The sequence below is a fragment of the Kumtagia sp. genome (genome assembly GCF_059502445.1).
In genome coordinates, this window is sequence record NZ_JCACER010000076.1 from 138,659 (window position 1) to 158,095 (window position 19,437).

The 19,437-nt window shown below is 66.7% G+C and carries 20 protein-coding genes; 6 read left to right on the forward strand and 14 right to left on the reverse strand.

Annotated elements, in window-relative coordinates:
• Positions 1-24: 24 nt before the first annotated feature.
• The 14 genes from AC5JDC_RS20465 to AC5JDC_RS20530 form a co-directional block, all read right to left on the reverse strand.
• The gene (locus AC5JDC_RS20465; protein WP_495844103.1) at positions 25-1,548 is read right to left on the reverse strand and encodes a xylulokinase; all 1,524 of its coding nucleotides are present in this window, start codon (positions 1,546-1,548) and stop codon (positions 25-27) included.
• Positions 1,545-3,113: a xylulokinase gene (locus tag AC5JDC_RS20470; RefSeq protein WP_495844105.1), complete on the reverse strand. Its 1,569-nt coding sequence runs from the start codon at positions 3,111-3,113 to the stop codon at positions 1,545-1,547. Before AC5JDC_RS20470 ends, AC5JDC_RS20465 begins: the two co-directional genes overlap by 4 nt.
• 26 nt (positions 3,114-3,139) lie before the next feature.
• Positions 3,140-3,883 carry a deoxyribose-phosphate aldolase gene (gene deoC, locus AC5JDC_RS20475; RefSeq protein WP_106771822.1) on the reverse strand — a complete coding sequence of 248 codons (744 nt, stop codon included), beginning with the start codon at positions 3,881-3,883 and terminating at the stop codon, positions 3,140-3,142.
• A 166-nt stretch (positions 3,884-4,049) separates the two neighbouring features.
• On the reverse strand, positions 4,050-4,940 hold the full coding sequence (locus AC5JDC_RS20480; protein ID WP_106771823.1) for an SIS domain-containing protein: 891 nt from the start codon (positions 4,938-4,940) through the stop codon (positions 4,050-4,052).
• A gap of 28 nt (positions 4,941-4,968) precedes the next feature.
• Positions 4,969-5,826: an MBL fold metallo-hydrolase gene (locus AC5JDC_RS20485; RefSeq protein ID WP_495844108.1), complete on the reverse strand. Its 858-nt coding sequence runs from the start codon at positions 5,824-5,826 to the stop codon at positions 4,969-4,971.
• Positions 5,823-6,761 carry a phosphoglycerate dehydrogenase gene (locus AC5JDC_RS20490; protein ID WP_495844110.1) on the reverse strand — a complete coding sequence of 313 codons (939 nt, stop codon included), beginning with the start codon at positions 6,759-6,761 and terminating at the stop codon, positions 5,823-5,825. The genes AC5JDC_RS20485 and AC5JDC_RS20490 overlap by 4 nt, the downstream gene beginning before the upstream one ends.
• A 4-nt stretch (positions 6,762-6,765) precedes the next feature.
• A complete protein-coding gene (locus AC5JDC_RS20495) occupies positions 6,766-7,719 on the reverse strand; it encodes a shikimate dehydrogenase family protein (protein ID WP_495844111.1) in 954 nt (317 codons plus the stop codon).
• Complete coding sequence (eda, locus tag AC5JDC_RS20500; protein ID WP_495844113.1) at positions 7,716-8,369, reverse strand: bifunctional 4-hydroxy-2-oxoglutarate aldolase/2-dehydro-3-deoxy-phosphogluconate aldolase; 654 nt, start codon at positions 8,367-8,369, stop codon at positions 7,716-7,718. Before eda ends, AC5JDC_RS20495 begins: the two co-directional genes overlap by 4 nt.
• Positions 8,366-9,010 carry a glucose-6-phosphate isomerase gene (locus AC5JDC_RS20505; protein WP_495844115.1) on the reverse strand — a complete coding sequence of 215 codons (645 nt, stop codon included), beginning with the start codon at positions 9,008-9,010 and terminating at the stop codon, positions 8,366-8,368. Before AC5JDC_RS20505 ends, eda begins: the two co-directional genes overlap by 4 nt.
• 177 nt (positions 9,011-9,187) lie before the next feature.
• The gene (locus AC5JDC_RS20510) at positions 9,188-9,946 is read right to left on the reverse strand and encodes an SDR family oxidoreductase (protein ID WP_495844117.1); all 759 of its coding nucleotides are present in this window, start codon (positions 9,944-9,946) and stop codon (positions 9,188-9,190) included.
• A 14-nt stretch (positions 9,947-9,960) separates the two neighbouring features.
• Positions 9,961-10,686 (reverse strand): SDR family oxidoreductase, encoded by a 726-nt coding sequence (locus AC5JDC_RS20515; RefSeq protein ID WP_495844119.1) that lies wholly within the window; start codon positions 10,684-10,686, stop codon positions 9,961-9,963.
• A gap of 20 nt (positions 10,687-10,706) precedes the next feature.
• On the reverse strand, positions 10,707-11,801 hold the full coding sequence (locus AC5JDC_RS20520) for a glycerol dehydrogenase (RefSeq protein ID WP_495844121.1): 1,095 nt from the start codon (positions 11,799-11,801) through the stop codon (positions 10,707-10,709).
• Positions 11,802-11,840: 39 nt separating this feature from the next.
• Entirely contained in the window at positions 11,841-12,614 is a 774-nt protein-coding gene (locus tag AC5JDC_RS20525; RefSeq protein WP_495844122.1) for an SDR family NAD(P)-dependent oxidoreductase, read from the reverse strand.
• 251 nt (positions 12,615-12,865) lie between these two features.
• Positions 12,866-13,603 carry a GntR family transcriptional regulator gene (locus AC5JDC_RS20530; protein WP_495844124.1) on the reverse strand — a complete coding sequence of 246 codons (738 nt, stop codon included), beginning with the start codon at positions 13,601-13,603 and terminating at the stop codon, positions 12,866-12,868.
• A 99-nt stretch (positions 13,604-13,702) separates the two neighbouring features.
• Here AC5JDC_RS20530 and AC5JDC_RS20535 point away from each other — a divergent pair, with 99 nt between their 5' ends.
• The 6 genes from AC5JDC_RS20535 (at position 13,703) to AC5JDC_RS20560 (ending at position 19,426) form a co-directional block, all read left to right on the forward strand.
• Positions 13,703-14,737 (forward strand): Ldh family oxidoreductase, encoded by a 1,035-nt coding sequence (locus tag AC5JDC_RS20535; RefSeq protein WP_495844126.1) that lies wholly within the window; start codon positions 13,703-13,705, stop codon positions 14,735-14,737.
• Positions 14,738-14,837: 100 nt separating this feature from the next.
• The gene (locus AC5JDC_RS20540) at positions 14,838-16,193 is read left to right on the forward strand and encodes an ABC transporter substrate-binding protein (RefSeq protein WP_495844128.1); all 1,356 of its coding nucleotides are present in this window, start codon (positions 14,838-14,840) and stop codon (positions 16,191-16,193) included.
• Between the two features lie 74 nt (positions 16,194-16,267).
• Positions 16,268-17,206, forward strand: a complete 939-nt coding sequence (locus tag AC5JDC_RS20545; protein ID WP_495844130.1) for a carbohydrate ABC transporter permease — start codon at positions 16,268-16,270, stop codon at positions 17,204-17,206.
• Positions 17,207-17,215: 9 nt separating this feature from the next.
• Positions 17,216-18,076, forward strand: a complete 861-nt coding sequence (locus tag AC5JDC_RS20550; protein ID WP_495844131.1) for a carbohydrate ABC transporter permease — start codon at positions 17,216-17,218, stop codon at positions 18,074-18,076.
• Between the two features lie 4 nt (positions 18,077-18,080).
• Positions 18,081-18,323: a hypothetical protein gene (locus tag AC5JDC_RS20555; protein ID WP_495844133.1), complete on the forward strand. Its 243-nt coding sequence runs from the start codon at positions 18,081-18,083 to the stop codon at positions 18,321-18,323.
• Positions 18,323-19,426, forward strand: coding sequence for an ABC transporter ATP-binding protein (locus AC5JDC_RS20560; RefSeq protein ID WP_495844135.1), 1,104 nt, complete (start codon positions 18,323-18,325; stop codon positions 19,424-19,426). Before AC5JDC_RS20555 ends, AC5JDC_RS20560 begins: the two co-directional genes overlap by 1 nt.
• The last annotated feature ends 11 nt before the right edge of the window (positions 19,427-19,437 follow it).

The following is a 19,437-nucleotide window of genomic DNA, read 5'->3' on the forward strand; positions in this document are numbered from 1 at the left end:
TGCGGGTCTTTGAATGTGGGCGGCTTAGTCCGCGGCGATGCGCGTCGTGGCGGTGAGCGCATCGATGTCGTCGTAAAGCGCCTGGCTGTGGTGGTAGAGCTTGTCGAAGACCGGCTGCATCAGCCGATAGGTCTCGACCCAGCGCGGATCGGGGAGAATCTCCTCGGCATAGCCGACGAAGTTTTCGGCCGCCTGCTCCACCCGGCCGAAGCGGCCGATGGCGGTGGCCGCCATGGCAGCGCAGCCGACGATGCCGCATTCCGGCTCCTTCGGAACGAGAATCGGAATGCCGTAGATGCTCGCCTTGATCTGCAGCCAGAGTTTTGTCCGCGCGCCGCCGCCTGCGGCCACGACACGCTCCAGCAGCTTGCCCGACGCTGTTTCCATGATGCGGATGTGGCGTGCCACGGCGAAGGCGATGCCTTCAAGGATGGACCGGTGCAGGTGCTCCATGCCGTGAGCGGCGCCAAGGCCGAAGAACTGGGCACGGGCGTTGCGGTGTTTTCCCAACCGCTCGCCGGTGAGGAAAGGCAGGAAGAACAGCGCGTCCGAGCCGGCCGGCGCGGTTGCCGCGCGCGCCACGATCTCGTCATAGGAGAGTTTTCGGTCGTGGAAGGCGCGGCGCGCCCAGCGCATGCCGTCGCCGCCGGTCTCCAGGAGCACGAAAGGCGCCCAGTTGCCTTCGATCGTCGCGACGTTGGAGATTTCCGGATCGAGCAGTGGCTTTTCCGCGATCGTGGTGACGATCGCGCCGGTGCCGGTGCTGTCGGAGCCGACGCCGGGCCTACAGACGCCGGAGCCTAGGATGGCGACGGGATAGTCGGCTCCGCCGACCAGCACCGGCGTGCCGGCGCGCAATCCGGTCTCGCCGGCCGCCGTTTCGGTTACCGCGCCGATGATCTCGAGGGGATCGCGGATGGGCGGCAGCTTTGCGCGGTCGAGCCCCATGCGGTCGATGATGGGCTGCGACCAGTCGCGCCTCTCGGGGTTCATCAGGAAAGAGCAGGAAGCGTCGCCGGTATCCATGGCGATCTCGCCGGTCAGCCGGTAGTTGACGTAGTCCTTCGGCATCAGCATGACGGCGCTCCGCCGATAGGCCTCCGCCTCGTTGTCGCGCAGCCACTGCAGCTTGAAGCCCGGCCAGGCCGGCGTCGGCGTGTTGCCGCTTTCGGCGAGATAGCTGTCGGGCTCGTTTTCTTCCTCGAAGCGCCGCACCAGGTCGATCGAGCGCTTGTCGTTCCACAGCGGCGCTGTCTCGCGCGTCAGCGCGCCATTGGCATCGAGCAGCACGACGCCGTGCATCTGCCCGCAGACGCAGACCGCGGCGATGCGCTCGCGCGCATTGTCGACCCGGTCGAGCACGGCTGCAATGCTGAAGCGCGCGCCTTCCCACCAGTCGGCGGGACGCTGCTCGGCCCAGCCGAAGGCCGGCACGATCTGGTCGTGCTCGCGCGCGGCGATTTCGAGGATTTTTCCCTGCATGTCGACCAGCGCGGCGCGCACGCTGCCGGTCCCGACGTCGACGGCAAGCAGCAGATCAGTGGTCATGCCTCCTCCTTTCCGTCCCCTACCGCGACACCGCGCAGCGCCGACAGTGGCCCCGACAATTCGGCCTGCTGGCGCGCGGCAAGCCGGTAGGCGGTCAGTGCGGCCTCGTAGATCGGCGCCGCCTCGACGTCCGGCCGGGTGCGGTCCTCGGCGACATGCAGGCCGCGGATCGGCTCGAAGTCCGGCCAGGCGCCCATGCCGACCAGAGCCAGCCCGGCCGCGCCGAGCGCTGCCGCTTGCTGATCTACGCCGGTTTTCAGGATCGTGCAGCCGAAGACATCCGCAAAAATATGACGCCAAACGGCGCTACGCGCTCCGCCGCCGACCATGATCATCTCATCGCGGATCGGCGTCATGCGCCGCAATTCGTCTAACGCCACGCGCAGGCCGAGCGCGATGCCTTCCAGGGTCGCGCGCATGATGTCGGCGCGGCCGTGCTGCAGGTCGAGGCCGACGAATCCGCCTCGCACCGCGGGCCCGCCCTCGAAACTGGTACCACCGCCCAACGTCGGGACGAACAGCAGCCCCCGAGCGCCGCACGGCGCGGCAAGCGCCAGTTCGGTCAACGCCTCGTGCACGTCGCGGCCTTCCACGATTGCGCGGGCCTCGATATCGGCCATGAGATTCTCACGCACCCAGTTGACGCTGGTGCCCGAGGAGAAGATCGACGTGGCCGAGATGAACATGCCCGGCACCACATGGGCGAAGGCATAGGGTCTCACCACGTTGTCGAGCAGCGGCTCGGCTGACGACACGGTGAGCCAGCTCGACGAACCCATCGAGCTGAAGGCGTCGCCCTCGCCGAAGGTGGAGGCGCCGAGCGCCATGCAGCTGTTGTCGACGCCGCCCGCAACCACCTTCACATCCGACGGCAGGCCGAGTTCGCGAGCAATCTCCGGCAGCACCTCGCCGACGACGTCGGTGGAGGTCAATATCTCCGGCAGCAGATTTTCGTCGAGCCCGGCGGCAGAGAGCAGTTCGGCGGAATAGCGCCCTGCCCTCAGATCATAGACGCCGGTGCCCGAGGCATAGGACTGGTCGGTGGCGATGCGACCGGTGAGCCGATAGTTGATGAAATCCTTGGTGCCGACGATCCAGCGCGTGCGGGCAAAGACGTCGGGCGCGTTGCGGCGCAGCCAGAGGATCTTGAAAAGCGTATAGAGCGGTGCCGGAAAGCCGTTGCCGGTCGTGTGATACCAGGCGGAGCGGTCGACCGATTCAAAGAATGTTTCGGCCTCCGCTTCCGCCCGGCCGTCCGACCAGATCGGCACAGAGTCCTGCAGAAGCTCGCCGCTTTCCGACAGCGGCACGCAGCCGAGGCTGTGGCCGGACAGCGCGATGGCGCCGATCGAAGCCGCGTCGACTCCCGGCTCCGCGAGCAGCGCTTTCAGGCTTTCGACGACGGCATTCCACCAGTCGAGCGGGCGCTGCTCATGGCGCGACGGCGACGGGTAGAAGGTCTGGTAGGAGACGATTCGTTCGGTCACGCAGCTTCCGTCCGGGCGGAAGATGGCGGCCTTGACCCCGCCGGTTCCCAGATCGAATGCCGCAACGGTCCTCGACATGCTCTTTCCTTCCGCCCGAAACGTGCTCAGGCCGCGACGCCGGCGATCTCCAGGCGGCCGCCCGGCAAGGCGGCGCACTGGCGGACCAGATCGACCGCGACTTTTGTGTTGATGCCGAAGCGGGTGACGCCGAGACGGACCATGTCGGCGATTGTCTCGAGGCTGCGGATGCCGCCGGACGCCTTCACCTCCACGGCATCGCCGACCGTGTCGACGATGAGGCGGATATTTTCGGGCGTGGTGGCACTGGGCGTCCAGCCGGTACCGGTCTTGACGAAGGCCGCGCCGCTGCCGGCGACGATCTTGGCTCCGGCACGGATTTCCTCGTCGGTCAGATGCGCGAGTTCCAGGATGACCTTCAGCGGCACCGGAGCGATCGCCTCGACCACGGCGCGGATGTCGGCCTCGACATAGGCGAGGTCACCCGACTTCAGCCGGCCGACATTGATCATCATGTCGACCTCTTCCGCCCCATCGACGACGAGGCCGACGGCCTCGGCTGCCTTGGTGCGGGTGGTGTGGCCGCCGGAGGGGAAGCCAACGGGACCGCCGATCATGGTGGCGCCGCCGCGCGGCAGCAGCGAGCGCAGCAGCGGCACGAAATGCGGCAGGACATGCGCGGCGATGAAGCCGTGCTCGGCGGCGATGCGCGCCAGCTCGCGCACGTCCTCTTCCCGGTGAAACGCCTGGACGGCGCTGATGTCGATCAGCGCGGCGAGATTGCGGGCTTCGAGATGAGCCGGCAGGCCCGGTCGGATGGATGTGGACACGCCTCACTCCCTGGCGTTACTGGCCGGCAGGCCAATGCGTGATTTTTGTAGCAATGCTACAGATATGTCAACGATTCCGGCGCGGTACTGACTGATTCAGGCTTCGCGCTACCAACGAGCCGGCACCTCCCCTCCAGGGTTTGTACCTAGAGTACACGATCATCGCTCATATCCGTTCCGTCGTCCTGAGATAGCTGAGGTGGCGCTTCATGCGGGTGAAGCGCTCGATGTGCTCGTCGCCGCGCCTCAGCGCGATCGCCGTCGACAGGATGTCGATGACGGTCAGCGCCGCGATGCGCGAGATGGTCGGCGTGTAGATGTTGGTGTTCTCCAGCGTCTCGACCAGGATAACCACGTCGCAGTGGTCGGTGAGCGGGCCGTTCATGCCGACGAGGCCGATCACCTGGCAGCCGCGCTCGCGTGCCAGCCGCGCCGCCTCGATGATGGAGCGGGTGGCGCCGGTGTTGGAGATGGCGACCACCACGTCGCCCGGCTTCAGCATCGACACGACCATCACCTGCTGGTGCGAATCGATCTCGGCCCCGCAGGGGACGCCGAACAGCGGGAATTTCTGCTGCGCGTCGCGCGCCACGATGCCGGAGGCGCCGAAGCCGAAGAACTCGATGCGGTTGGCCTTGTCGAGGATTTCGACCGCCTGCGCGATCGAATGGGGATCGATGTGGTTGCGCACCCAGTCGAGGCTGGTGATAGCGTAGTCGAAGATCTTCTCGGCGACGGCGGTCGGGCTGTCGGTGTCGAGGATGACGGAGTGGGTGGCGGGCGTGCCGAGCGCAAGGCTCTGGGCCAGCCGCAGCTTGAAATCCTGATAGCCCTGGCAGCCGATCGACGTGCAGAAGCGGATCACGGTCGGCTGGCTGACGTCGGCCCATTCCGCGGTCTCGGCGACGGTGGCGTTAAGGATGCGCTTGGGATCGGCAAGCACGACGTCGCAGACCTTGCGATCGGACTTGCGCAGCTCGTCGCGCTTGGTGCGCGCCACCTCGAGGATGTTGTCGCTACCGTTGATCGGGCTGGATATTCTTGGTTTGGGAGGCATCGTCGCCCTCGGAGTTCAGGAGATTCGGCTAAGAAATTCGGTATTCCACTCCTGTTCGTGCCCTATGGATTTGCGGCCGGCAAGTATGGGCCGCCGCAGCCTGGTCGATCACCTCGGGCAGCGCCGTGTTGAAGACGAACATGCCGTAGTGGTGGCCGATCATGTGCCCGGCGCCGATGGCGCCGGCGAGGTCGATCGCCTCGGAAAGCGTCAGGTTGCCGGCGATGCCCGCCGCGGTCAGTTCGGCGCGACGCCCGTTGACCGGCAGCAGGGCGATATCCGGCGCATGCGCCTCCACCTCCTCGACGAGACCGTCGAAAGGGATCGTGTCGCCGGAATGGTAGAGTTTTGCCGCGCCAAGCTCGAGAACATAACCAAGAAAGCGGTGCCAGCCTTCGGCGCTGCGCTCCAGCGTCTCATGCGCCGCGCAGATCGCGGTGACCCGGCAGCCGTCGAAGGGAGCGACGCCTTCGCCGGCGTCGAGCGCGATCAGCCGCTCGTGGCCGACGCCGATACGGCGCTGCGCCTCGTCGAGCGAGGCGCGCGGAACGACGAAACGGCAATCCGGATTGGCGGCGGCGATCGGTGCAAGCGTCGCCGGGTCCATGTGGTCGGTATGGTGATGCGTCACCAGCACGACATCGACCTTGCCAAGCTCGGCCGTCGAGATGGGTGCAGGCATCATGCGCTCGTGCGAAAACGCCTTGCCGCGGTACTTTTCGGCAAGACTGTCGGAAAGATAGGGATCGATCAGGATGCGCCGGCCGGCGAAAGCCAGGAGAAAACCGGCCTGGCCGAGCCAATAGAAGCAGGCGTCAGCAACCTCCTGCCCGGCGAGCCGCTGCGCCAGAGAGCCGTCGAAGGGTTCCGCCACAAGCGTCGTCATGCGACCGGCTCGGCGCGCAGCGCCTGAAGCAGGTTGGTGACGGCGATCCGCGTCGCCTTGGCGACGCTCTCGCTGGTCAGCCCGCCGATATGGCTGGTCGCCACGACGCGCGGATGCGCGGCGAGGCTGCCCGGCAGTGGCGGCTCCGGGTCGAAGACGTCGGTCGCGTAGCCGCCGAGCCGACCGCTGTCGAGTGCCGTGCGGACGGCGTCCTCGTCGATCAGCGCGGCCCGCGCGGTGTTGATCAGCACCGATCCCCGCCGCATCCGGCCAAGCCGTTCCGCATCGACCAGCGGCCGCCCGTCCGGGGTGGCTGGGCAATGCAGCGTCACGATATCCGCGCCGGCAAAGACGTCGCCGGCCTCTGCCGCCCAGGCGAACGGGCCGGGAATGTCGAATTGCGGCCGGAACGGATCGTAAGCGATGACGTCAGCGCCCATGGTCGAGACGACGCGCGCGACATGGCGGCCGATGGCGCCGCAGCCGACCAGCCCGACGGTGCGTCCGGCAACCTCGGCACCACGCAGCCGCGGCCATTGCCCGGCCTTGATGCCTGCATCGGTCGCGGGAATCTGGCGGAGCACGGCCAGCATGAGCCCGATGGTCAGTTCCGCGACGCCCACCGAATTGGCGCCCTCGGCGCGCAGCACCCGGATGCCGCGTCGCTCGAGTTCGCCGAGCGGCAGGTTGTCGACGCCGGTGCCGTTGCGGCTGATGGCGCGCAGCCGGTCGGCGGCCGCAACCACCCGCGGCGACACCGGCTCGACGCCCGCCAGCCAGCCGACGCAGCCGGGAACCAGGTCCAGCAACTCCGCCTCGCCCGGCAGGCGGCCGGGCGCCGGAAAGACCAACTCGAATCCGGCCTCGGCCAACGGTCCGAGTTCCGGCGGTGGGTCCTGGCTCAGCGAGCGCGGCGTGACGAGGACGCGATCCACGATGTCACCCCTTGGCGGCCTCGACGGCGATCCGCGAGATCTCGTCGAAGGCAGCGCCGGAGGTCGGGATCGCGATGTCGAAGACTTCCGCGATGACCTGCGTCCAGCCATGGATGAAATAGGTCCAGCCATCCTCCATCTGCAGCCCGCGCGCCGCCTGCTGGCGCCGCGCCTGGTCGAGGAAGACGAGATCGCCGCGATAGTTCAGGTCCCAGGCGATGCCGCGCTCCGGAAAGGCGCCGGCATCGGTGATCGGCGAGCCCGGCGCGTCTTTACCCAGGCCGGTGGCATTGATCACCAGCGAGTCCGGCTTCAGGCCGGCCATGGCACGGTCATTTAGCTCCGGCCGGTCGGCGAGCACGTATTCGACCGGCACGGAGGAGCCGAGCCCGGCATGGATATGGGCGATCTCGTCGAGCCGCGGTTGCGAGCGGTTGGTCACGACGATACGCGACGGCACGTCGGCGCCGCGCTCCCTGCGCATCAGATGCCAGGTGAGCGCGATGGTCGAGCCGCCGGCACCCATCGACATGACCTCGGCGCCGGTCTCGGCGAAGTAGCCGGGGCGCAGAAAACCGTCGATGGCGAGTCCGGAGGAGATCGGATCCTTGGCGTGGCAGACCAGCCTGCCTTCGCGCTTCGACAGGCAACTCGTCTCTCCCATCAGCGTCGCATGCGGATCGATCACGTCGAACAGGTCACGCGCCGCCTTGAACAGGTCGATCTTGTGGGTGGTGACCAGCGCGCCGAGCGACAGCGGATCATCCTTGATGAAGGCGACGGCCTCGCGATAGGCGGCCGGGTCGGCGTGCAGCGGAAAGTCCATCCCCTTGATGACCGCGTCGCCCAGCCCGAGATGTCTTGCCCAGGCCGGGAACACCCGCATGATCGAGCTTTTTCCCGTCGTCACGCCGATGAAATAGAAGGTCGGCACGGTCGCCGGCTGGTAGCGGGTCATCGGCCGCCCTCCCGGATTTCCCTGGCACAGGCGACGGCGCGGCGCGCCTTGTCGGCGATATCCTTCCAGCGGCCGCCGCTAATATCGTCCTTCCTGGCGATCCACGTCCCGCCAATGGCCGCGACGCTCTTCAGCTTGAGCCACTCGCCCATGCTGTCCTCGCCGATCCCGCCGGTCGGGATGAAGCGCATGCCGAGATGGGCGAAAGGCGCGCTGATGGCGTCCAGCATGGCGGGGCCGCCGGCTGCGGCCGCCGGGAAGAATTTTGCCAGCTCCACATCGCGTCGCGCCGCCGCCGACAGGTCGGACGGCGTGGCGATTCCGGGCGCGAAGGCGAAGTCTTTCGCCTGCGCCGCCTCGACGATCTCGGCGTCGAAGCCGGGCGCCAGGCCGAAGCGCGCGCCGGCGTTTATCGCCGCGTGGAGCGCTTCGGGCGTCAGCACCGTGCCGGCGCCGACCAGCAGTTCCGGACGCTTGTCGGCGAGCGTCGCGATGACCTCGGCGGCGGCTTGCGTGCGGAAGGTAATCTCGGCGATCGGCAGTCCGCCCTCAAGCAGGGCATCGGCCAATGCCACCGCGTCGCCGGCGCGTTCGATCGCGATCACCGGGACCACGCCGAGGGACGCCGCCTTTTCGAAGGCTTCGCTCATGCGGACACCGTTGCAGGCCTGGTTGCATGAAGGGCAGCGATGGTTGCGGCGTCGCGCCGCCGCCACGCGGGATTCTCGACCTGTTTCCAGCCGCCCGCGCCGTCGTCGACGATGCGGGTGCGCATGCCGCCGGAACGGGCGATGATCTCGTAGTCCTGGCCGGAATCGGAGGGATAGCAGAACATCATCACCAGATCCTCGCCCCCGACGTTGACGGAACGGTGGATCCAGAAGGGCGGCACATAGCAGACGGTCAGCGGCTCGACCGGCACGACGCGGACATCGCCGGCCGGCGATTCCAGCAGCATCAGTCCCCTGCCCTTCTGGCCGTAATAGATTTCCGGCCGGTCGGCGTTGCGGTGGATATGGCCGCGCGTGACGAAGAACTCGTCGCCGACTTTTCCGGGCGACATGCGGGTGACGCCGAAGATCAGGTCGCCGGCGGTTTCGCGGGGACGGAACTCCGACACGTCGTAGACGACGCGGTCGTTCCATTCTGCGCGCATCGCCTCGAAGGCGGCGGCGTCGCCATAAAGCCCATCGAGATCGCGAAAATGCTTCTTGTATTGGCCCGTCGCGTTGGACATGGCGCCGGTGGCGAGGTCGATCGCGCAGCCGACGGGTTCGAAATAGGTCGTCAAACTTCACCCCATATATTCATGGATCGTACAGATTCTGTAGCGTTACTCCAATCCGGCAATTCGCTCCAGACGACGCACGCAGATTTCATGATGGTCTTCTGCCACTTCCTCGACAAAGGCGGCCTGTCGGCAATTCAGCAGCCTCAAACTCTGTAGCCTAGCTACCAAAAGCAATCGTCATGCAATAGTGTAGCCGCCGTCGATGACGAGGTTCGATCCGTTGACCATAGCGGCTGCGTCGCTGGCCAAATAGAGGACCGCGGCGGCGATTTCCCACGGCCTGGCGAAGCGCCGCGTCGGGATCGCGGCGCGCGCCCGATCCCCCTTCTCGCCGGCCCAGCCGCTGAGGCCGAGCTCGGTTTCCACCACGGTCGGCGACACCGCGTTGACGGTGACGCCGCGCGGGCCCCATTCCAGCGCCATGCAGTTGGTCATGCCGACGATGCCGGCCTTGCTGGCACAGTAGGCGACATGGCCTTCGATGCCGATGACCGAAGCCTGCGAGGCCATGTTGACGACGCGGCCGAAGCCGCGCTCGAGCATGCCCGGCGCGACCGCGCGCGCCACCAGGAAGGCGCCCTTGAGATTGACGCGCAGCGTGCGGTCCCAGTCCGCCGTCGGATAGCTTTCGGCCGGTGCGAGCGGGCCGATGCCGGCATTGTTCACCAGGATGTCGATCCGGCCGAAGGCCTTGTCCACCGCGGCCACCGCCGCCTCGACGCCGGCCTCGTCGGTGACGTCGACGACATGGCCGAGATGCTTTGCGCCCAGTACCGACGCGACTTCGATCACCTTCGGATCGCGGTCCGTAAGCGCTACGCGTGCGCCGCGTGCCGAAAAGGCTTCGGCGATCCCCCGGCCGATGCCGGTGGCGGCGCCGGTCACCAGTACGGTTCTGCCGGAAAAATCCAGGAGGTCGGGATTGGCCTCGCTCATAACATCGATCCTGCTCAAAATTCCTGGCGTGTGTGGGTGATCGTCATCTCCTGCAGGATGACGTTTTGCGGCAGCTCGTAGGCGAACAGCATGGTGCGGGCGACATGGTTGGCGTCGATGCCGCCGTCCATCGCCTCGCGGCCCTTGTTCCAGAACTCGTAGGCGTTCCTGTGCGTGATCGTCTTGTCGATCTCCGACTTGGTCACGCCCGGCGAGATCACCATGACGCGCACGTCATAGCCCGACATGGTCTGCCGCATGCCTTCCGTGACGGCGTGGACGAAATGCTTGGTGCCGCCATAGACGTCGTGATGCGGATAGACCTTTCGGCCGGCGATCGAGGAGAGATTGATGATGGTACCGCGTCGCCGCGCCTTCATGCCCGGAGCGACGGCGTGCATGCCGTTGAGCACGCCGATGCAGTTGATGTCGATCAGGTCGCGCCACTGCTCCGGATCCTGCTCGTCGAGGCGGGCGAGCCGCGAGATGCCGGCATTGTTGATGAGGCAGTCGACCGGCCCGAATTGTTTCTCGCCCTGCTCGATCGCCGCGGCGATCGCGGCGTGGTCGCGCACGTCGGCTTCGACCGCCAGCGTGTCGGGCAGGCCCATCGTTTCGATCAGGGCCGCACGGCGCGCAATCAGCAGCAGCGGATAACCGGCGGCGGAGAAGACGCGCGCCGTCTCCTGGCCGATGCCGGCGCTGGCGCCGGTGATCATGACAAGCGGTTTTTTGGTCATGCGATGCGATCCACGGCCCTTCAGTCGAGCGAACGCGAAAACGCGTCGAGCGCCAGGATCGCGTCGCGCACGATCGGGACGCTGAGCTCGACCGGCGTGGCGTAGATGATGTTGCCCGGGCGTAGCGCCGCCTCGGCGACGCGCTCGATCTTGGCGCGTACGTCCTCGGTGATCTTCAGGTCGGCGAGCGTGGTGGGCAGGCCGACAGAGCGGCAGAATCGGATCATGGCGGCGATCTCGTCGCGGTCGCGATTCTCCAGCATGAGCAGGCAGAGTGTGCCGAAGGCCACCTTCTCGCCGTGGAAGAAGCCGTGCACCTCATCGAGGATGGTGAGGCCGTCATGGATGCCGTGGGCTGCCGAGCAGCCGCAATTCTCGAAGCCGAGGCCGCTGAGCAGCGTGTTGGCCTCGATGATGTTCTCGACGGCAGTGGTGAGCAGCCCGGCCTCGACGGCGATCTTGGCCCTGACGGCATCGCGCATCAGCACCTCATGGCAGTGCCGGGCGATCGCCATGCCGGCCTGCGGCGCCGGGAAGCCGCCGGCGACGTAATTGTCGGTGCGCGATTCGAGGTTGGAGCGCGCCTCGAAGAAGGTGGAGAGCGCATCGCCGATACCGGCGACCAGGAAGCGAGCGGGGGCCGCGGCGACCAACGCCGAATCGACGACCACGACATCGGGATTGCGCGGCAGCTTGATCGCCTCCTCGTAGATGCCGTGTTCGCTGTAGCGCACGGCGATCGCGCTGCAGGGCGCATCGGTGGAAGCGATGGTCGGCACGATGACGATGCGGGCGCCGTTGGCCACCGCCGCGATCTTCGCCGTGTCGATGGTCTTGCCGCCGCCGACGCCGACCAGGACCTGGCTCTTCCGGTCGCGTGCGATGGCGCTTATCCGGTCGATCTCGGGCGTGCTGCACTCGCCTCCAAAGCGCTCGAAATGCGCTTCCATCCCGGAGCCGAGGCTGTCGGCGATGCGCTTGCTCAGGCTGTCGAACAGCGCGCCGTCGATCAGGAACAGCGCGCTCGTGCCGAGCGGCTCGAGATAGGCGGCCAGACGGTCGATCTCGCCCGCACGCTGAATGTATTTGCCTGGCCCGCCGAAAGCCCGTGCCATGATGATCTCCCTGAAATTTCCGAACGTCGATGAAGTCCGTCAGCGCAGCGTGTAGCCGCCGTCGATGGTGAGGATGGAGCCGGTCATGTAGCTGGCGGCGTCGGAGGCGAGGAAAAGCACGGCGGCCGCGATCTCGCTTGGCCGGCCGACCCGCTTCATCGGCGTCATCCCGAGCCAGACCTTTGCCCATTCCGGATTGTCGAGGCCGCCGCGCGTCATCTTCGTCTCGATGTAGCCCGGCGCCACGGCGTTGACGCGGATGCCGCGCTCGGCGAACTCGCCGGCAAGCGACTTGGTCACCATGTGCACGCCGGCCTTGCTGGCATTGTAGGCGGTCTGGTGCTGCGGCACGTTGCTGATGAAGCCGGAGATCGAGCCGACATTGACGATCGAGCCGCCATGATCGGCGGCCAGCATGCCGGCGATCGCCGCCTGGCAGCACCAGAACAGGCCGGACAGATTGGTGTCGATGACCTCGCGCCAGACGGCGGGATCGAAGCCGAGGCTCTCGCCGTGACGGGCGATGCCGGCATTGTTGACGAGGATGTCGAGCCGGCCGAGATGCGCGGCCGCAGCTTCGATCAGCGTCTTCGCGGCCTCGGGCGAAGACAGATCCGCCCGGAAGAAGCGGGCATCAATGCCGCCGGCGGCCAGCTCCGCCACCGCGGCCTCGCCCTCTTCAGCCGAGCGGGCCGAGATCGCCACCCTCGCCCCGGCCTCGCCGAGGGCCCGGGCGCATTCCAGTCCGATGCCGCGGCTGCCGCCTGTGACAAGCGCCGCGCGGCCGTCCAGCCTGAACAAATCAGCGTACACGTTTCTCCTCCCCGCGCAACGTTTGCCGCCGCGCAGTCCAGACGGCATCCGACCGTCGATTTTGTAATAAAACTACCTTGACTTTCGGCTGTCAATGGCAAAACCATGAGAAAACCAGCGCCGTTCATGCATTGCGCCGGCACTCGGCAGGAGGATGGGCCGGGATTTTGACCAATATGGTAGCAAAAATACTTTTTGGCAGCGCACGCCGCTACGTTCGGCGCCAGTGCAGGACCTTGCCGAGCCCCGGCTCAGGCCTCGTCGGCGCGCCGACGCTGCTTCTGCCGCGCCGGCGACACCGTCTCCGCAGCGGCAGCCAGTTCGATGAGATAGTGCTCGCGTGTCCACTCGATGTGGCGGCCAAGCAGAGCGACGATCGCATCGGTCGTTCCGCCTTCCGGTACCATGGCCGCCAGGGCGACATGCTCGTCGAAGGAGGTGCTGTTGAGCGTCGGATCGAGCGACAGGCGGTTGCGCAGCGCCTGCACGCGGAAGGCGATCAGGTCGAATGCCTCGAGCAGGTAGGGATTTCCGGCAAGCTCGAACATCACGCGATGGAATTCGCCGTCAAGGGTGCGGTAGCGCTCGGCGTCGGCTTGCGCCAGCGCGGCGCGCATCTCCTCGACGATGCGCTGCCAGCGGGTGCGCAGGCCGGGCGCATCGTTGGTGATCGCCAGTTTCAGCGCAGCGGTTTCCAGAATCGCCCGAAGCTCGGAGAGCTTGCGCACCTGGGTGGCATCCATTTCGAACACGAAGGTGCCCCGCTGCGGATGCACCTCGACCAGCCCCTGACGCTTCAGCTCCATGAGCGCCTCGCGCACCGGCGTCTTGCTCACCCCCAGTTCATTGGCAAGTGTGATCTCGGACAGCGGCTCGCCGAGTTGGAAGACGCCGCGCACGATCCGCGCCCGGATCTCCTGGGCTGCCTGATCGGTCAGCGACGGTCCCCGTTCCAGCACGCGCATCTGTCCCTCCGGTCTGTCCGACATCTGCACGATTTCGCCGGCTCTGCAAATGTGTTGACTGAGATATCAGATATGATACTCCACATCTCAGTCAACCCCAATCAACCCTGCGGCTGCCCTCCCATGTCAAACCGCCTTCTCGTTCCAGCCGACCGATTGCGCGACAGCCTTGCCTCGGCGCTTGCCGCGGCGGGCGCCTGCCCCGCTTCCGTCGAGGCGGCGGTGCGCGCCTTGATGCATGCCTCCCGGCTCGGCGTGGACAGTCACGGCGCCCGCCTGGTCATGCATTACGACCGCGTGCTGCGCAGCGGCCGCGTCAACGGGCAGCCGCAGATCCGCGTCAAGCATACCGGCACCAGCACGGCGGTCGTCGACGGCGACGACGGGCTCGGCCATCACGTCGCCTATGCCGCGACGACCGAAGCGATCGCGATCGCCCGCGAAACCGGCGTCGGCGCCGTGGGCGCGATCCGCTCCTCCCACTACGGCGCTGCCGGCGCCTATGCGCTCGCCGCGACCGAGGCCGGCATGATCGGCTTCGCCACCACCAATGCCGATTCGGTGGTAGCGCCCTTCAACGGCGCAAAACCCTTCCACGGCACCAATCCGCTGGCCTTCGCGGCACCCAGCGGCGGCGAAAAGCCGTGGCTGCTCGACATGGCGACCTCCTCAATCCCGATGAACCGCGTGCTGCTCTACCGCACCCTCGGCACGACGCTGCCCGACGGTGTCGCCGCGGCGGCGGGCGGCGCCGTCACGCGCGATGCGGCAGCGGCGGAGATGCTGCTGCCGCTGGGTGGACCCGATTTCGGCTTCAAGGGCGCCGCGCTCGCCGGCGTCGCCACCGTTCTGTCGGCGGTGCTGCAGGGCACCGCGCTCGACCACGACATGATCCCGATGATCGGCGGCGGCGACATGTCGAGCCCGCGCAACATGGGCCATTTCTTTCTCGCCATCGACCCTGCGCGCTTCGGCGGGCGGGAGGTCTTTGCCGCCGGCATGGCTGCATATCTTGCGGCGCTTCGCGCCGTGCCGGGCCGAGACGGCGCCGAGGTATTGGCGCCCGGCGACCGCGAATGGCGGGTGGAGGCCGAGCGCCTGCGCGACGGCATCCCGATCGACCTGACCACGGCCGAGTTCCTCGGCCTTTCCGCGTAATCGGCGGGGGAGCCGGAAGTGCCGCGGAGATAGATAGATCGTATTTCGTTTCCGGACGCGGCGTGGAGGCCGCGGCCGTTTCACCAGGGAGGAAACCAGAATGACCAACTTATTGAGGAAGAGCCTGCTCGCCGCCGCCTTCATGGCGTCGACGGCACCGGCCGCATTGGCCCAGGAATGCAACGACGCCGACCGCGTGCCGATCACCTGGTCGACGATAGCCGGCTTCTACACCGACGCCATGGCCAAGCTGGTCTCCGGCTTCGAGGCCAAGCACTGCGTCAAGGTCAATGTCGTCAACATCGACAACTCGCAGCTCTACAACAAGCAGGTCATCGAGATGGTCGGCGAGACCGGCGCTTACGACGTCGTGACGCTGGAGACCTCCGAAAAGGCCGAATTCGCCGAAAACGGCTTCATTCTGCCGATGACCGAGTATTTCGCCGACAAGAAGGCGCAGCTCGACGACGTCGCGCCGACGCTGGCCGCGCTGACGACGCAGTACAAGAACGACACCTGGGGCCTGCCCTACTACACCTACACGGCCGGCTACATCTACCGCGCCGACCTGTTCGAGGATGCCGGCGAGAAGGAAGCCTTCAAGGCAAAGTACGGCTACGATCTCGCCGCTCCTACGACCTGGGCACAGCATCGCGACGTCGCCGAGTTCTTCACCCGCAAGAAGGGCGACAAGCTGAAGGGCGAGGAGCTGACCAAGGATTTCTACGGCATCGGCATGATGGCGGGCCCGTTCCCGGAAATCCAGGACGAGATGTCGGGCGTGCTGTGGTCGCAGGGTTCCGACTGGCTGACGGACGACGGCAAGGTGCCGGTCGACGCGGTCGAGAAGGCGATGAACGACTATCTGGCGCTGCTGAAATTCGCGCCGCCGGCGGCGCTGACCGTTACCTATGACGGCGTCATGAACCAGATGAAGGACGGCCAGATCGCCCAGACCTACAGCTTCTTCCTCGACCAGTGGCCGAACGCCGTGCAGACCGAGACCAGCGTGCCCGGCGCCAGGATGGGTGTGGCCGAGGCGCCGGAGAAGAAGGCCTATATCGGCGGCTTCCTGCTCGCCGTGTCGGCAAGCTCGGCGCATCCGAAGGAAGCAATGGACTTCGTCGCCTATATCGGCGGCCATGACGCGCAGGTGGAGTTCGCCAAGGCTGGCGGCACCTCGACGCTGATGAGCGTGCTGTCCGACCCGCAGTTCGCCGATCCGGCCAACCGGACCAAGACGGGCCACTTCTCCACGCTGCTCACCATCTTCGATTCGATGAAGGGTTTCCGCTCGAACCTCTTCGACACGCCCTTCGGCGCCAAGATCTACAACACCATGCAGATCCCGCTGCAGGCGGCGGCGGCCGGCCAGATTGACGCGCGCCAGGCGGCCGAGCAGCTCGCCGAGAGCGTCGACCAAATCTGCGGCGGCCCCTGCCCGATCGGCAAGTAAGCCCGCACCTCCCCGATCGCGCGGCCAGGCGTACACCCTGGCCGCGCGGCAGCTTCCGTCACGGGACGAACGTCATGTCGCAGTCACTATCCGTTTCCCTGCCGCAGCAGAGGCGCGCGTCGGGCGCCGTCATCTCCGACCGGTGGTTCTCGATCCTGCTGATCGCCCCGGCCATGGCGGTGATCCTGGTCTTCGCGCTGCTGCCGCTGGTCTATGCGCTCAACGTCTCGTTCCGCTTTGCCGACCTGACGCGCGGCGGCATCGGCGATTTCGTCGGGCTCGATAACTACCGTCGGGTGCTTGCCGACCGCGCCTTCTGGGCATCGGTCGGAGTGACGGTGAAGTTCACGCTGGCCGCCGTAATCCTGGAGATGGTGCTCGGCATCGCCATCGCCTTCCTCATCCACAGCGCCACCAGGGGCAAGGGCATCATCCGCAGCCTGATGGTGCTGCCGCTCGCCACTTCCGCGGCGGTCACTGGCCTGTTCTGGCGCTATCTCTACGACACCCAGTTCGGCCTCATAAACTACTTCCTCGGCCTGTTGCACCTGCCGCAGCCCAACTGGCTCGGCGACTACACGATCGCGCTGTGGTCGGTGGTGCTGTTCGACGTCTGGCAGTGGACGCCCTTCGTCGCGCTGATCGCGCTGGCCGGGCTGCAGGCGCTGCCGAAGGAGCCGTTCGAGGCGGCCGAGCTCGACGGCGCCAGCACCTTCCGGGTGCTGCGCACGCTGACCTTCCCGATGCTGAAGCCGGTGCTGTTCCTGGTGCTGGTGCTGCGCACCATCGACAGCGTCCGCCTCTACGACGCGGTCGCGGTACTAACGCGCGGTGGACCGGGCACGGTCACCGAATCCATGACCTTCTATCTCTACCGCACCGGGCTGAAACTGTTCCGGATGGACTATGCCTCGACCATGGCGATCTTCTTCCTCTACGCCATGCTCGTCGCCAGCCTGTTCGCGCTGACCCCGCTGCTCAAGCAATTCTCGAACCGTGCGTCCGAAGGCTGAGGACAGACCATGCTGCAACGCGATTCCAGCTTCGCCAAGGAAGCCCTGCGCTACGGCCTCATCGTGCTGGTGCTCGGCTTCATCGTCTTCCCGATCTTCTGGATGATCGTGACCTCGTTCAAGCCGGCCGCCGACATCATGGTGTCGCCGCCGCGCTTCCTGTTCACGCCGACGCTCGAAAACTACTATCACGCCATCTACGACAAGAACTTCCTGTTCTACATCAAGAATACGCTGTTCATCTCCGTAGCGTCGACGATTCTGGTTGTCGTCGCCGGCTCGCTCGCCGCCTACAGCTTCGCCCGCTACAATGTCGGCGACGGGCACATCCTGTTCTTCATCCTGTCGACAAAAATGTTTCCGGCGATCGCCGTCATCCTGCCCTACTTCCTGATCTTCCGGGATATCGGCAAGACCGGCGCCGGCCGCTTCCTCGGCATTGGCCTCGACCAGCCGGGCGCGCTGATCATCTCCTACACGATGTTCAACCTGCCCTTCGCCATCTGGTTGCTGGTCTCCTTCTTTCAGGACATCCCGCGCGAGCTCGAGCACTCCGCCCGGCTCGACGGACTGTCGCGGCTGAAGGTGCTGCGCAAGGTGGTGTTCCCGCTGGCCGCTCCCGGCATAGCGGTGACCGGTGTGTTCACGCTGATCTTCTGCTGGAACGAGTTCCTGTTCGCTTACATCCTCACCCGCAAGGCGGCGAGCACGGTGACGGTCGGCGTCGAATCCTTCTTCACGCTGCAGGGCATTTTGTGGGGCCCGGTCGCGGCCGCCGCCACGATCAGCGTCCTGCCGATGATGGTCTTCGTGCTCGCCATGCAGCGCTACATGGTGCGCGGCCTGACCTTCGGCGCGGTGAGGGGGTGACGTCATGAGCTTCAGCCAAGCCTGGGACGCCGGTTTCCGCGCCCTCCTGCTCTATGTCGGCATCGTCTACGTCTGGCTCGGCCTGATCGAAGGCCTTTTCTCCAGCCAGTCGACCTCCGTGGTCGTCATGAACGTCGTGGCCGTCGCCATAGCCGTCGCCTTCTTCCTCAGGGCGCGCCGCCGCGCCGTGGCCGAGCGGGCGCGTGCCGAGGCCGAGGTCCGGGCCCTCGTCGAGGAGCAGATCTGATGTATGAACTGAAGAGCGTCCACAAGCGCTACGGCCTGTCCAAGGTGGCGCTGCGCAAGATCGACCTCACCGTGCGAGATCGCGAGTTCCTGGTGATCTACGGCCCGGCCGGCGCGGGAAAAAGCACGATCCTCAACATCCTCGCCGGCATCGCCAGGCCGACCAGCGGCGACGTGCTGCGCGACGGCGAGTCCATCATGCACGTGCCGCCGGAAAAACGCGACGCGGCGATGGCCTTCGAGAACTACGCGCTCTATTCGCATATCAGCGTCGGCGAGAATCTGGCGTTTCCGCTGCATGCGCGCGGCATGAGCCGCGCCGACATCGACCAGCGCGTCAAGCGCATCTCCGGCATCCTCGGCATCGGCCACCTGCTCGACCGGCGGCCGGGCTTCCTGTCGGGCGGCCAGCGGCAGCGCGTGGCGCTCGGCCGCGCCATCATCCGGCCGGCCGACATCTATCTCTTGGACGAGCCGGTCGGCCATCTCGACGCAAAGCTGCGCCACAAGATCCGCGCCGAACTGAAGGCGCTGGCCGAGGACCTGTCGGCGACGGTCGTGTTCACCACCACCTCGTCGCGCGAGGCTCTGGCGCTCGGCGACCGCGTCGCCGTGCTGAATTCCGGCCGCATCGAGCAGATCGGCACGCCGGCCGACCTCTACCATCGCCCGGCCAACGCCTTCGTCGCTTCCTTCGTCGGCGACCCGCCGATGAGCTTCATCTCGGTCGAGCCACGGCGCGGCGGCGACCGCGTCGCCTTCGTGACGCCGGACGGCATGCCGGTCGCCGCCCTCGCCACCGATGCGGTCGCCGGCCTGCGCGACGAGCCGGGCTCGACCATCCAGGTCGGCTTCCGCTCCAACGAGGTGCGGCTGGCCGAGGCGGGCGACCCCGGCACGCTGCGCGGCCGCGTCGATGTCATCGAGAACCTCGGCTACGTGAAGATCGCGCTGGTCGGCATCGGTTCGGACCAGGTCTCCGTGTCTTTCCCGACCGGCAGGCGGCTCTCGGTCGGCGAGACGGTGGCGATCGCCTTCCCGCGCGACGCCGTCCACCTGTTCCAGAACGCGCGCGCCGTCGTCCACGCCGCGCCGTCCGCCTGAGGAGAAGAACC